We start from the raw sequence: 14,414 nt of genomic DNA on the forward strand, positions 1-14,414 counted from the left end.
CTGCTCACGATCACACCGCTGGAGGGCCGTTGAAACGCGTCCGGACCACCGCCACAGCAGTCATCGCCGCCGCCGCGCTCCTCCTTGCCGGTTGTGGGGGATCAGACGGCGAATCCGACTCGAAGACCTTCGAGTTCTGGTCGTTCGCCAACATCAACCAGAAGGCCGACGTCGACGTCTACACCAAGGCGCACCCCGATGTGCGCGTCAAGCTCACCGAGGTGGGCAGCACGACCGAGACCGCGCAGGCGCTCACCGCCGCGCTGGCCGGCGGCAAGGTGCCCGACCTGGTGTTGATCCAGGCCGACGACCTGCCGAAGTTCATGCAGTCCCCGGACAACTTCGTCGACCTCACCACACTGGGCGCGAACGACATCAAGGGCAACTACCTCGACTGGGTGATGGCGCAGTCGACGACCAAGGACGGCAAGATCATCGGTGTGCCGACCGACGTCGGCGGTCTGGCGGTGGCCTACCGTACCGATCTGTTCAAGGCGGCCGGCCTGCCCACCGACCGAGACGAGGTCGCCAAGCTCTGGCCGACGTGGGACGAGTTCATCAACGTCGGTAAGCAGTACGTCCAGAAGACCGGGAAGCCGTTCGTGGACAACACGCCGACCAGCGTCTTCTTCCAGGCGGTGAACCAGGGCAGCCAGCGCTACTACAGCGCCGACCGCAAGCTCGACTACGACAACGAGCAGGTCAAGGCGGCGTTCGACGTGACGCTGAAGGCTTTCGACGCGGGCATCTCCGCCAAGCAGGGGTCGTTCTCGTCCGGCTGGACCGCGGCGATGAAGAAGGGCGACTACGCGGTGGTGTGCTCACCGTCCTGGATGCTCAGCCAGATGAAGACGAACGCCCCCGAGACGAACGGCAAGTGGGACATCGCCACCATTCCCGGTGGCTCGGGGAACTGGGGTGGCAGCTTCCTCGCCATCCCCAAGCGCGCCAAGAACGCGAAGGCGGCGTGGAACTACATCTCCGAGATGCAGTCGCCGAAGGGCCAGCTGGACCACTTCCTGATGCAGGGGTCGCTGCCCACCACCCCGTCGGTCTACACGGACCCGCAGCTGGTGGGGAAGACCGACCCGTTCTTCAGCAACGCGCCGATCGGCAAGATCTACACCCAGTCGGTGCTGGGGATCAAGCCCTTCTACTTCGGTCCGCAGGACGGCCCCATCGGCACCGAGTTCCTCAACACGCTCACCAGCGTCGAGCAGGGCAAGGTCAACCCGGCCAACGCCTGGGACACCGCGCTGACAAACGTCAAGAACGCCGTACGCGAATGACGGAGGGCTGAGTGCGGCGGCCGGGACGAGCCCGGCCGCCGCCCATCGGGAGGGTGACGCTTTGACCACCATGCTCGGCCCGGCCCCGGTCCCACCGGACGTCCGCAGGCCCGCTCGCAACCGGCGGATCCAGCAGGGCGTACGGGAGTTCCTGGCGCCGTACGCGTACATCTCGCCGTTCTTCGTGCTGTTCCTGATCTTCGGCCTCTTTCCGCTGCTGTTCACCTTCTACATCTCGCTGTTCGACTGGGATCCCATCGGCGAGCACCGTTTCGTGGGGCTGGACAACTTCTCCGAGCTGCTGGACGACCCGCGCTTCTGGGGCGCGCTGCGGAACACGTTCAGCATCTGGGTGCTCTCGACAGTGCCGCAGTTGCTCCTGGCGCTCGGCCTGGCGCACCTGCTCAACCACGCGCGGCTGCGGCTGGCCGCGTTGTTCCGGATGTCGGTGCTCGTTCCCTACGTCACCTCGGTGGCGGCCACGACCATCGTCTTCGCCCAGATGTTCGACCGTGACTACGGCATGATCAACTGGTTTCTCGGGCTGCTCGGCTTCGAGCACATCGACTTCACGGCGTCGCTGTGGGGCAGCCACATCATGATCGCCACGATGATCGCCTGGCGCTGGACCGGATACAACACCCTGCTGTACCTCGCCGCGCTGCAGGCGGTGCCCCGGGAACTGTACGAGGCCGCCGCCGCCGACGGCGCGAACGGCTGGAAACAGTTCCTGCACATCAGCATCCCCTCGTTGCGGCCGATCATCGCGTTCACCGTCGTGACGTCGACCATCGGCGGGCTGCAGGTCTTCACCGAGCCGCTGCTGGTCAACCCGGTGGGCGGACTCACGTGCGGGGCGGCACGGCAGTGCCAGACCGTCACCCTCTACCTCTACGAGCAGTCCTTCGGGCAGTTCCACTTCGGCTACGGGGCGGCGGTCGGCGTCGCGCTCTTCGTCATCGTGGTGGCCTTCTCCGGACTCAACTATCTGCTGGCCACCCGCATCCGTTCGGAGCGCCCATGAAGCCCGTACCCCCGACCGCCGCGCCCAGGCGGGCCCGGCGGCGCCAGGCCAACCGCGTCCCGATCCCGGTGTACGCCCTGCTCACCCTCATGGCGCTCGCCAGCGTCTTCCCGCTCTACTGGATGTTCGTGGTGGCGACGACGGACTCCGCCACCGCGACGACGCTTCCCCCGACCCTCACACCCGGTGGCAACTTCCTGCACCTGGCGGAGCTGGTCTTCACCATCGTGCCGTTCGTGCAGTCCCTGCTCAACAGCCTGATCGTCGCCGGCACGATCGCCGTGGGCCAGGCGGTGCTCTGCGCGTTGGCCGGCTTCGCCTTCGCCAAGCTGTCCTTCCCGGGCCGCAACACGCTGTTCCTCATCGTCGTGCTGACCATGACGGTGCCGGCGCAGCTGGCAGTGGTACCGCAGTACCTGATCATCTCCCAGTTGGATTGGGTGGACACCCTTCAGGCGGTGATCGTTCCCGGGCTGGTGAGCGCGTTCGGCATCTTCTGGATGCGCCAGCACATCGGCAGCACCATCGACGACGAGCTGATGCAGGCCGCGCGGGTGGACGGCGCCACCACCTGGCAGATCTTCTGGCGGATAGCCTTCCCGCTGGTCCGCCCGGCGGCGTACGTGCTGGGGCTGTTCACGTTCGTCTACGCGTGGAACGACTTCCTGTGGCCGTTCATCGTCCTGAAGTCACCGGAGAACTACACCGTCCAGATCGCCATCAAGGCGCTGCAGCAGAACCGGGACATCGACCTGGGCCTGGCGATGTCCGGTTCCTTCCTGGCCACCATTCCGCTGCTGGTGTTGTTCGTCTTCGTCGGACGCCGCCTGGTGCAGGGAATCATGGAAGGCGCGTTCAAGGGGTGAGGTCCCGTGCCGGTCTGTCATCCGGCCGGCCGGTAGTCGAACCAGTCGAATGCGGCGGTTCCCTCGGTGACGTACATGCCGATGACCCGGCCGGTGAACCCGGAGGCGACCTCGGTGGACAGGTAGCGTCCGTCGAGCTCCGCCAGGGACGACCAGCCGTCGCCGGTCTCGACCTCGAACCGGATCGTGTCGCTGCCGGCAGCCGTGACGCCCACGAGGCCCGCCTGTGCGAGATCGTCGGACGAGGTGACGGTCGGGGGCAGCACGTCGGTTGTCCGGGTGCTCAGTGCCACTGTCACCGCCCCCGCCGGCACGGGACACTCCCCGAACACCTGGCGGAACGGCCCGACCCGGCCGATGACCCGAGCCTGCCCCCGCGCGAGTTCCAGGTCGTAGTGGTGGGCCTCGTCGATCCTGATCGTCAGGCCGGCGCGGCCGGAGCCGGGATCGACGCGTGCGCTGACCCGGCAGTCGTGGTGCTGCTGGCGGCGGCCGACGACGGTGGCGCCACTGCGGTCGAGGCTGTCGCCGGTCGCGTGCAGGGTCAGCCAGCCCGGCCGGTCGGTCAGCGACCAGGCGGATGCGGGCCGGTCACGGGGAGAGATCCACTGTGCCCCCAGCCGCTCGTCGTCGAAGTCGTCCCGGTCGTCCCACCGGCCCGTCCCCGCCGAGCCGGTCCCGCACGAGACGGGATCGACCACCGGCCACCCGTCCACCCAGCGCACCGGCACCAGGAACGTCTCCCGCCCCAGGACGTGGTACGGCGGCCACTGCCCCCTGGGGCGGATGCCCAGCAGGACCATCCACCAGGTGCCGTCGGCGGCCTCGACCATGTCGGCGTGTCCGGTCGCCTGCACCGGCCGGTCGGTGCCGCGATGCGTCAGGATCGGATTGGCCGGCCCGGGCTGGAACGGCCCGCGCGGCGAGCGCGCGCGGGCGACGCTCACCGCGTGGCCGGTGTGGGTGCCACCCTCCGAGACGAGCAGGTACCACCAGTCGCCGACCCGGAACAGATGCGGTGCCTCGGGGTACTGGCCACCCGTTCCCGACCACATCGGCACCGGCCCTTCGAAGACCTCTCCCGTACGCGGGTCGATCCGGTACGACTCGACCCCGGACACCGTCATCCAGCAGTTGCCGTCGTCGTCCCACGCCAGCGACGGGTCCACGTGGGGGAGGTCCAGATAGACCGGATCCGACCACGGGCCGGCGGGATCGGTCGCCGTGACGATCAGGTGCCGGTCGAGCGTGACGTTCGTCGTGACGACCCAGAACCGGTCGTCGTGGTAGCGGATCGTCGGCGCGTAGACGCCCCGCGAGGCAAGCGTGTCGGCGGGCAGCCGGAGTTGACCAGGGCGGTCGAGCACGTTGCCGATCTGGCGCCAGCCGAACAGGTCACGACTGTGGAAGATCGGGACACCGGGGAAGTACTCGAAGCTCGAGCACACGAGGTAGTAGTCGTCACCGGCGCGGCAGATGCTCGGATCGGGCCAGAAGCCCGGGAGGATCGGGTTGCGGTAGCTGAGGGACTCGCCGTACGCGGGCTCCGGTTCCATTTCCGCTCCTTCTCGTACAGGCACGGCATGAGTGTCGATGTCGCGAACCGCGTCGGGCAAGCCGGTCGTATGCCTGATCACCGCCGGAACCGAGGATGAGGTGATGAGGAGCCTGCGCCGCCGACTGTCCGGGCGGCTCCGCCGCGCCCGTCGCCACGCGGCCACGGAGCCTCCGTACGCCTTCACCGTGCGGCGCGGGCTGCGCGTGCCGATGGACGACGGCGTCGAGCTGGTCGCCGACCTCTACCTGCCGGCCGGCGCGGTGGAACCGCCGTTGCCCACGATCGTCGTCCGCTCGCCGTACGGCCGGCACGGCTCACTCACCCACGCCCCGGCGCTGGCCGGCGAGGGGTTCACGGTGCTGGTGCAGAGCTGCCGCGGTACGGGCGGCTCCGGTGGCGACTTCCGGCCGCAGCTCGACGAGCAGCGCGACGGCATGGCCACCCACCGGTGGGTACGCCGCCAACCCTGGTTCACCGGCACCGTCGCGACGTACGGGGAGAGCTACCTCGGCTACACCCAGTGGGCCGTGGCGGGACGGATGTGCCGGGACGATCCCGGGAACGCCCCCGATGCCCTGTGCCTGAACGTGACGATGGCCGACTTCGGCGCGGTCACCTGGAACAACGGCGCCTTCTCGCTGGGCGGCTCGCTGGGCTGGTCGCGCCTGATGGCCCTGCGGGGCATGCGCGGCGCCCTGGTCCGGGCGCGGCTCGCGCGGCGGCCGGACCGGAAGCTGGCCGAAGCCTTCGACGTCCTGCCCCTGTCCCACGGTGACACGGCCGTGGCGGGCCACCCGATCAGCTGGTACCAGGACTGGCTGGCCCACGAGAGGCTCACCGACGACTACTGGACCGGGCAGTCGCACACCGCGTCGGTGCCCGAGGTCACCGCACCCGTGTACATGTCCACCGGCTGGTACGACATCTTCCTGCCCTGGCAGTTGCGCAACTACGCCCAGTTGGCCGCCGCCGGTCGCCCGCCGCGGCTCACCATCGGCCCGTGGGGCCACAGCAGCGAGCAGAGCCCGTTCCTCGCCGAGTCGGTCGCGTTCCTCAAGGAACACCTCGCCGGCGCGCCCTCGGTCCGGCCGGCGCCCGTGCGCGCCTTCCTCACCGGCGCGGAGCAGTGGCGCGACTTGCCCGCGTGGCCGCCGCCGGGCACGGCCGCGCAGCGGTGGTACCTGCATCCGTACGGGCTGCTCGACCCGGCCGCCCCCGGCGGGGGCAGCACCCGCTACACCTACGACCCGGACCGGCCCACACCCGCACTCGGTGGCCCCGGCCTGGGCCCGGCCCCCGGGCCGGTCGACAACAGCGGCCACGAACGCCGTACGGACGTGGCGGTCTTCCGCAGTCCACCGCTGGACCACGCCGTCGTCCTCGCCGGGGAGCCGGTCGCCCGGGTCCGGTTCCGCTCGACGGCAGCCAGCGCGGACGTGTTCATCCGGATCTGCGACGTGCACCCCGACGGCCGCTCGATGACCGTGTGCGACGGCATCCGCCGCATCGGCGGCGTCGGCACCGCGGCGACCGACCCGCGGCCCGACGGCGACGGTTACGTCGAGCTGGACGTGCCGCTGTGGCCGGCGTTCCACCGCTTCGCCGCCGGCCACCGCATCGCTGTGCAGGTCAGCTCCGGTGCGCATCCGCGCTACGCCCGCAATCCCGGCACCGGCGAACCCGCCGCCACGGCGACCACCACGGTACGGGCGCAGCAGGAGATTTCCCACGACGGCGCCCACCCGTCCGCGATCGACCTGCCGGTGTGGACATGATCGGGCGCGGACGCGCCGGCCGCTGCGCCGAAGGCATCTCAATCAACCGACAAGGAAGGCTCCCCGGATGGCATCCGTATTCCATGTGGCGACCAGCGGTTCGGATCGCGCCAACGGGTGTGCCGAGCGGCCCTTCCGGACGATCAACCGGGCGGCCGGCGTCGCGCAGCCCGGTGACACGGTGGTGGTGCACGCGGGGGAGTACCGCGAATGGGTGAAGCCGCGCTACGGCGGTCTCAGCGACTCCCGCCGCATCACCTACGAGCCGGCGCCCGGCGAGCACGTGGTGATCAAGGGATCGGAACGTGTCACGGGCTGGGAGCCGCTCGGCGGGACGGTATGGCGGGCGGTCGTCGACAACTCGCTGTTCGGCTCGTTCAACCCGTTCGCGCAGGAGGTGGCCGGCGACTGGATCGTGTATCGCGAGGGCGCGCCACGCAGGCACCTCGGCGACGTCTATCTGAACGGCCTGAGCTTCTTCGAGGTGGCGAGCCGGGCGGAGGTCGACGACCCGCCCCGGCGCACCGAGCTCGTCGACGACTGGACCAGGCTGACCCGTCCGGTCGGCGACCCCGACCAGACCCGGCTCGTCTGGTACGCCGAGGTCGGTGAGCGGACGACGATCTGGGCCAACTTCCAGGGCGCCGACCCGAACACGGAGCTGGTGGAGATCAACGTACGCCGCAGCGTCTTCTACCCGGAACAGCCGCACCTGGACTACATCACCGTCCGCGGCTTCGAGCTGGCGCACGCGGCCAGCCCGTGGGCGCCGCCGACCGCCGACCAGCCGGGCCTGATCGGGCCGAACTGGGCGAAGGGGTGGGTGATCGAGGACAACGTGATCCATGACGCCAAGTGCTCGGCGATCTCAATCGGGAAGGAGGGGTCGACCGGGCAGAACCACTCGGCTCTCCGCGGCGACAAGCCGGGCTACCAGTACCAGTTGGAGTCGGTCTTCGCGGCCCGCCAGATCGGGTGGGACCGGGAGCACGTCGGCTCCCACGTGATCCGCCGCAACACGATCTACGACTGCGGCCAGAACGCGATAGTCGGGCACCTCGGATGCGCGTTCTCCACGATCGAGGACAACCACATCCACCGCATCGGCGTGAAGCGCGAGTTCTACGGGTACGAGATCGCCGGCATCAAGCTGCACGCCGCCATCGACGTGGTGATCAGGCACAACCGGATCCACGACTGCTCGCTCGGCACCTGGCTGGACTGGCAGGCCCAGGGCACCCGGCTCTCCCGCAACGTCTACCACGACAACTGCCGGGACCTCTTCGTCGAGGTCAGCCACGGCCCCTACCTGGTCGAGCACAACATCTTCGGCTCGCCCGCCGCGCTGGAGCTGTTCAGCCAGGGGGGTGCCTTCGTCTGCAACCTGATCTGCGGCACCGTGCGGCTGGAGCCGGTGCTGGACCGCGCCACGCCGTACCACCGGCCGCACAGCACCCAGGTCGCCGGGTACGCGGTGATCTACGGCGGCGACGACAGGTACGTGGGGAACCTCTTCGTGGGCGGCGACCCGGGCACGGCCTACGGAGCGGGCGCGGAGGGCGAGGGGCCGGCGCTGGCCGGCACCGCCGGATACGACGGCCATCCCGCGTCGTTCGAGGAGTACCTGGCCCGCCTCGCCGACCAGCCGCCCAGCGACCAGCAGAAGTACCTCGACGTGCGACAACCGGTGTACGCCCGCGCGAACGCCTACGCCGCAAGCGCCCGCCCGTTCGAGGGTGAGCGGGAGCCCCGGGTGCTGGGCGCCGCGAGGGCGACGGTCGTCGTCGAGGGCGACGGGGTCTGGCTCGTCACCGATCTTCCCGAGGCGTTCGACCAGGCACGTGTCGGTGTGGTCACCGGCCGGGACCTGGAGCGGGTCCGGTGCGCCGACGCGGATTTCGAGGAGGCGGACGGCAGCCCCGCCGTCATGGACGTCGACCTCACGGGCGAGCTCCGGCAGCCGGACCGGGACGGCGCCGTGGGCCCGATCGCGGGCCTTGCGTCCGGGGCACGCCGTACGCGCGTCCTCTGACGACGGACCCGCGCGGACGGTGCGGCCACTCCGCGGCCACTCGTCCGAAGGACGAGACGGTGGCGCCGGTCGGCGCCACCGTCCGCATCGGCCTCAGCCGCGTGCGGCCCAGTCGCCGAGGGCCCAGTCGCGGACCTCGGGCATGTCCTCCAGGCGCTCCACCACGTACGCCTCGTGGCGGTCGAGCTGACTGCGGCACCACGCCTTGAGGTCCGCCGCACCGCGTGGCAGACGCTTGGCGTTGTTGATGGCGTCCATCACGAGGTGGTACCGCGACGCCTTGTTGCGCACCGTCATGTCGAACGGGGTGGTGGTCGTGCCCTGCTCGATGAAGCCGCGCACGCGGAACCGGTCCGCGTCCGGGCGGCCGTGTACGAGCTGGTGGATCGCGCCGGGGTAGCCGTGGAAGGAGAAGACCACGTCGACGTCGTCGGTGAACAGCTCGGTGAACAGGGTCTCGCTCATGCCGTGCGGGTGGTCCTTTGGCCGGACCAGGGTCATCAGGTTGACCACGTTGACGACGCGCACCTTCAGACCGGGCAGCCGGTCGCGCAGGATCTGCGCCGCCGCGACCGTCTCCATGGTGACGACGTCACCGGCACAGGCGAGGACGATGTCGGGGTCGCTGGTGCCGTCGTCGGTGCCGGCCCACTCCCAGATCCCCGCGCCGCGGGCGCAGTGTTCGATCGCCTCGTCCATGGAGAGGTACTGCAACTGCGGCTGCTTGTCGATGACGATCAGGTTGATGTACGACCGTGACCGGAAGCAGTGGTCGGCCACCGACAGCAGGGTGTTGGCGTCCGGCGGCAGGTAGACCCGGGCGACGTCGCCGCGCTGGGTGAGCACCACCTGGATCAGGCCCGGGCCCTGGTGGGAGAAGCCGTTGTGGTCGTTGCGCCACGCCGTCGAGGTCAGCAGCACGTTGAGGCTCGGCACCTTCGCGCGCCACGGCAGGTGCTTGGCCTCCTGCAGCCACTTGCCGTGCTGCACGGTCTGCGAGGCGCTGACCATGGCGAACGCCTCGTAGGTGGCGAACATGCCGTGCCGGCCGGTCAGGTTGTAGCCCTCCAGCCAACCGTGGCAGTTGTGCTCGCTGAGTACCTCCATGACCCGGCCGTCGCGGCTGACCGCGACGTCGTCCGGCGTCACCCGCTCCATGAAGGCGCGGTCGGAGACGTCGAAGACGCCGCCGAGGCGGTTGCTGTTCGTCTCGTCCGGACAGAACAACCGGAACCGGTCGGCGTTGCGGGCGTAGATGTCGCGCATCATCTCGCCCAGCTTGCGCGTCGACTCGGCCCGCTGCTGCGCCGGCTGGGGCACCTCGATCGCGTAGGAACGGAAGTCCGGCAGGTCCAGGTCCCGGGTGAGCACCCCGCCGTTCGCGTGCGGGCTGGCGCTCATCCGCAGGTCGCCGTCGGGGGCCTGGTCCCGGACCAGCGCCACGGGCGCGCCGGTGGAGTCGAACAGCTCCTCTGGACGGTACGACCTGAGCCAGCGCTCCAGCAGCGCGAGGTGCTCCGGATTGTCCTTGACGCCGGACAGCGGCACCTGGTGGGAGCGCCACGTCCCGGTGACGGTGACCCCGTCGACGGCGTCCGGCCCGGTCCAGCCCTTAGGCGACCGCAGGACGATCAGCGGCCAGGTCGGACGCGTACCGTCCCAGGAGCCGTCACGGGCGGCGGTCTGGATGTCGCGGATCCTCGTCCAGGCGGTGGCCAGGGCGGCGGCGAAGCGGTGGTGCATGCCGGGCAGGTCGGAGCCCTCGACCTCGATGACGTCGTAACCGTGGCCCCGCAGCAGGTGGCGTACCTCCTCGGGGTCCTTGCGCCCCAGCACGGTGGGACCGGAGATCTTGGCGTCGTTGAGGTGCAGGATCGGCAGGACCGCGCCGTCGCGCTCCGGGTTGAGGAAGGACACGCCCTTCCAGGAGCCTTCCAGGGGCCCGGTCTCGGCCTCGCCGTCGCCCACCACCGCGATGGCCAGCAGGTCCGGGTTGTCCATGACCGCGCCGAACGCGTGGACCAGGACGTAGCCCAGCTCACCGCCCTCGTGAATGGAACCCGGGGTGGTCACCGACACGTGCGAGGGGATACCGCCAGGGCTGGAGAACTGCCGGAAAAGGCGCAGCATCCCGGCCTCGTCCTGGCTGACGTCCGGGTAGATCTCGCTGTAGGTGCCCTCCAGGTAGCCGGCGGCCACCAGCGCCGGCCCGCCGTGACCCGGACCGGCCAGGTAGATCGCCTGCTGGCCGGTATGCCGGATCAGCCGGGAGACGTGCGCGTAGATCAGCGACAGGCCGGGGCTCGTTCCCCAGTGGCCGAGCAGGCGCGGCTTGATGTGTTCAGCCGACAAGGGCTCGCGCAGCAGCGGGTTGCCCTGCAGGTAGATCTGACCGATGGTCAGGTAGTTGTTCGCCCGCCACCACGCGTCCAGACGGGCGAGTTCGGTGTCGTCGAGTTCGGCGAGCGTACGGAGTTCGGATTCGACCGCGGTCACCGTGCTTCCTTCCACTGATCTCGTCTTGTCCGGACCCAGCCTAGGCCCGGCGGCGCCCGGCCGCGGGGGGCCGCAGGCCGGAAGCCGCGGGACCTTCGGCCCTCGCCGGCGACCGCCGCGCACTGCCGGGCACATTCATGACGTTCGTTCCGCGCGCTGCTTGATACCCAGCAGCATCCGGCGCTCCATGACCAGACTGCCCGGTTCCATCACCATTCGATACGCGGCCCGGCCCGGCCCCGGACGCTCGGCCAGGGAGATTCGGTTGCGGCTGATCAGCCGGGTGCCCGCGCCGTACCGTCGCAGGTGGAAGCCCCACACCCAGGCGCCGTCGGCGGACCGGAACACCAGCGTCCGGCGGGGGTCGAGGATCTCGACCCGCATGGCCGGCCCGTTCCTGCCGAGCGGTAGTTCGTCGCCGCCGGCGAGCTGCTGGAACTGCGGCAGGATCCGGTCGGCGCTGTGCATGTCGAGCCCGAACAGGTTCTCGATCCAGTCGTATGTGTAGGCGCCACCGCGACCGCTGCCCATCTGCACGAGCCAGGGCCAGACCGCCTCGGGTGGCGCGTCGACGGTGACCGCGCGGGTGGAGACGATGTCCGGATCGGCGAGGAACTCGTCACCGGGCAGCGTCGCGTCCACCTCGGCCGCCGTGGCTCCCCAGGTGAGCCATCGCCCGGGCCGTCGGAGCACTGTTCCGTTCATGACCTCTCCCTCCTGGACGAAGCGGCGGTCACCGCCGCGTCAGCCGGCGGTCGCCGGTCCGTGGTACGCGGCGCGCATCAGCTCCTGCATGTCGCCGAGCATCGGCATCCGGGGGTTGGCCGGGGCGCACTGGTCCTCGTACGCGTTCAGCGCCTGTTGCGGCAGCGCGGCAAGGAAGGCCCGCTCGTCCACGCCGACTGCCGCGAACGACGGCTCGATGCCGACTTCGTCGCGAAGGCGCTCGATCGCCGTGGCCAGGGCTTCCACCGCTTCGGCGTCGGTCGCGGCGGGGAGCCCGAGGGTACGGGCGATGTCGGCGAAGCGTTGCGGCGCCCGGTAGGTCTCGTACCTGGGCCAGCCCGTGAGCTTGCCCGGCACGGTGCCGTTGTACCTGATGACGTGCGGGAGCAGGATCGCGTTGGTGCGCCCGTGTGCGACGTGGAAGGTGGCACCCAGGGTGTGCGACATGGCGTGCACGATGCCGAGGAAGGCGCTGCCGAACGCCATGCCGGCGATCGTCCCGGCGTTGTGCATCTTCTCGCGGGCCACCGGGTCCGCGGCGCCCTGGTGGACGGCCCGGGCGAGGTTGCCGAAGATGAGCCGGACGGCGTGCAGAGCCAGGCCGTCGGTGAAGTCGTTGGCGTAGACGGACACGTATGACTCGATCGCGTGGGTGAGCGCGTCGAAGCCGCTGTCCGCGGTGACCACCGCCGGCAGGTCGGCGGCCAGGACCGGGTCGACGATCGCCACGCTCGGCGTGAGGGCGTAGTCGGCGAGCGGGTACTTCTTACCGGACGCGGTGTCGGTGATGACCGCGAACGGGGTGACCTCGGCTCCGGTGCCGGAGGTGGTCGGGATGCAGACGAGCTGGGCCAGCGCGCCGAGGGTGGGGAACTTGAAGGCGCGTTTGCGGATGTCGAAGAACTTCTCCCGCAGATCGGCGAAGACCACCTCGGGGTGCTCGTAGCACAGCCACATCACCTTGGCGGCGTCCATCGCCGAACCCCCGCCGAGCGCGATGATGGTGTCCGGGCGGAACGAGCGCATCGACTCGGCGCCCCGGTCGACCGTGCGCACGCTGGGCTCCGGCTCGACGTCGTCGATGATCTGCAGGGCCACCTGCTCGCGGCGGCGGTGCAGCACGGACAGCACGCGGTCCACGTACCCCAGTCTGGTCATGGTGTGGTCGGTCACCACGGTGACCCGGTGCACGTCGGGCATGTCGGCGAGGTAGCGGATCGCGTTCGGCTCGAAGTAGATCTTCGGCGGAACCTTGAACCACTGCAGGTTGTTCGTCCGCCGGGCCACCCGCTTGATGTTGATGAGGTCGACCGCAGTGACGTTGTGCGACACCGAGTTGTGGCCGTAGCTTCCGCAGCCCAGCGTCAGCGACGGCAGGAAGGCGTTGTACATGTCGCCGATGCCGCCCTGGGAGGCCGGTGCGTTCCAGATGATCCGGACGGCCTTGACCCGGCGGCCGTACGCCTCGGCCAGGTCGGCGTCCCGCGTGTGGATGACGGCGCTGTGACCCAGACCGTCGAACTCGACCATCTGCTCGGCGTACCCGAAGGCCTGGTCGTGACCGGTGGCGGGCAGCAGGGCGAGCACCGGGCAGAGCTTCTCCCGGGTCAGCGGCTCGGTCGGGCCGACCCGGTCGACCGGGACCAGGATGATCGAGGTGTCCGGGGCGACCGGGAAGCCGGCGTGCTCGGCGATCCACGTCACCGGCTGCCCGACCACGTCCGGGTTGAGCTTCCCGGAGCCGAAGAGCAGCTTCTCCAGCAGCGACTTCTCCTCCGGCGTCGCGATGTGGGCGTGCAGTAGCCGGAACTCGGCGAGGGCCGCCGGCCGGATCGCGTCGTCGATGACGACCGCCTGCTCGGAGGCGCAGATCATGCCGTTGTCGAACGCCTTGGACAGCACCACGTCATTGACGGCGCGGGCCACGTCGGCCGACGCCTCGATGTACGCGGGGACGTTGCCGGCGCCGACACCGAGCGCCGGTTTGCCGGTGGAGTAGGCGGCCCGCACCATCGCGTTGCCACCGGTCGCCAGGACCACCGAGACCGCGGGATGCCGCATCAGCTCGTTCGTCGCGGCCACCGACGGCTCGTCGATCCACTGGATGCAGTGCTCCGGCGCTCCGGCGGCGACGGCGGCGTCGCGGACCGTGCGGGCCGCCTCCGCGCTGCAGCGCTGCGCCGCCGGGTGGAAGGCGAAAATCACCGGGTTGCGGGTCTTGAGGGCCAGCAGCGCCTTGAAGATGGTGGTCGAGGTCGGGTTCGTCACGGGCGTCACCGCGGCCACCACGCCCACCGGCTCGGCGATCTGGGTGATGCCCGTGATGTCGTCCTGCGCGATCACGCCGACGGTACGGATGTCGGCCATGTGGTTGGTGACGTGCTCGCAGGCGAAGATGTTCTTCACCGCCTTGTCCTCGAACACGCCTCGGCCGGTCTCCTCGACCGCCAGCATCGCGAGTTCGGCGTGCCGGCCGAGCGCGGCCACCGACGCCTTTTTCACGATCTCGTCGATCTGTTCCTGGCCGTAGGAGTCGTAGCGGGCCAGCGCCGTGAGGCCGTTCTCCACCAGGGTGCCGATCATGCTTCCGCCCTCCATCGGTCCGTCACCCCGAACATAGATCTGCGGCGATCGATGCGGGCATGGCC

9 protein-coding genes are annotated in these 14,414 nt (G+C 69.9%); 5 read left to right on the top strand and 4 right to left on the bottom strand.

Annotated features, from left to right (window positions below; all coding sequences use genetic code 11):
• Positions 1-29: 29 nt before the first annotated feature.
• The 3 genes from F8279_RS07770 (at position 30) to F8279_RS07780 (ending at position 3,179) form a co-directional block, all read left to right on the top strand.
• A complete protein-coding gene (locus F8279_RS07770; RefSeq protein WP_091424922.1) occupies positions 30-1,289 on the top strand; it encodes an ABC transporter substrate-binding protein in 1,260 nt (419 codons plus the stop codon).
• Between the two features lie 70 nt (positions 1,290-1,359).
• On the top strand, positions 1,360-2,313 hold the full coding sequence (locus F8279_RS07775; protein ID WP_091425301.1) for a carbohydrate ABC transporter permease: 954 nt from the start codon (positions 1,360-1,362) through the stop codon (positions 2,311-2,313).
• The gene (locus tag F8279_RS07780) at positions 2,310-3,179 is read left to right on the top strand and encodes a carbohydrate ABC transporter permease (protein WP_091424924.1); all 870 of its coding nucleotides are present in this window, start codon (positions 2,310-2,312) and stop codon (positions 3,177-3,179) included. Before F8279_RS07775 ends, F8279_RS07780 begins: the two co-directional genes overlap by 4 nt.
• A 17-nt stretch (positions 3,180-3,196) precedes the next feature.
• On the opposite strand, the gene F8279_RS07785 is transcribed toward F8279_RS07780, so the two are convergent.
• Complete coding sequence (locus tag F8279_RS07785; RefSeq protein ID WP_151499497.1) at positions 3,197-4,735, bottom strand: glycoside hydrolase family 43 protein; 1,539 nt, start codon at positions 4,733-4,735, stop codon at positions 3,197-3,199.
• A 103-nt stretch (positions 4,736-4,838) separates the two neighbouring features.
• Between F8279_RS07785 and F8279_RS07790 the strand changes: the two genes are divergently transcribed.
• Together F8279_RS07790 and F8279_RS07795 are read left to right on the top strand one after the other, a co-directional pair.
• The gene (locus F8279_RS07790) at positions 4,839-6,512 is read left to right on the top strand and encodes a CocE/NonD family hydrolase (protein ID WP_192580649.1); all 1,674 of its coding nucleotides are present in this window, start codon (positions 4,839-4,841) and stop codon (positions 6,510-6,512) included.
• 67 nt (positions 6,513-6,579) lie between these two features.
• Positions 6,580-8,544, top strand: coding sequence for a right-handed parallel beta-helix repeat-containing protein (locus tag F8279_RS07795; RefSeq protein WP_151499499.1), 1,965 nt, complete (start codon positions 6,580-6,582; stop codon positions 8,542-8,544).
• Positions 8,545-8,637: 93 nt separating this feature from the next.
• Here F8279_RS07795 and F8279_RS07800 read toward each other — a convergent pair whose 3' ends face one another.
• From F8279_RS07800 to adhE, 3 genes are all read right to left on the bottom strand, one after another.
• Positions 8,638-11,040 (bottom strand): phosphoketolase, encoded by a 2,403-nt coding sequence (locus F8279_RS07800; RefSeq protein ID WP_225853183.1) that lies wholly within the window; start codon positions 11,038-11,040, stop codon positions 8,638-8,640.
• Between the two features lie 135 nt (positions 11,041-11,175).
• The gene (locus F8279_RS07805; protein ID WP_151499501.1) at positions 11,176-11,745 is read right to left on the bottom strand and encodes an SRPBCC family protein; all 570 of its coding nucleotides are present in this window, start codon (positions 11,743-11,745) and stop codon (positions 11,176-11,178) included.
• 39 nt (positions 11,746-11,784) lie between these two features.
• Positions 11,785-14,349, bottom strand: coding sequence for a bifunctional acetaldehyde-CoA/alcohol dehydrogenase (gene adhE / locus F8279_RS07810; RefSeq protein WP_225853184.1), 2,565 nt, complete (start codon positions 14,347-14,349; stop codon positions 11,785-11,787).
• Positions 14,350-14,414: the final 65 nt, after the last annotated feature.

It is taken from the genome of Micromonospora sp. AMSO1212t, assembly GCF_008868145.1.
GTDB classification, from domain to species: domain Bacteria; phylum Actinomycetota; class Actinomycetes; order Mycobacteriales; family Micromonosporaceae; genus Micromonospora; species Micromonospora tulbaghiae.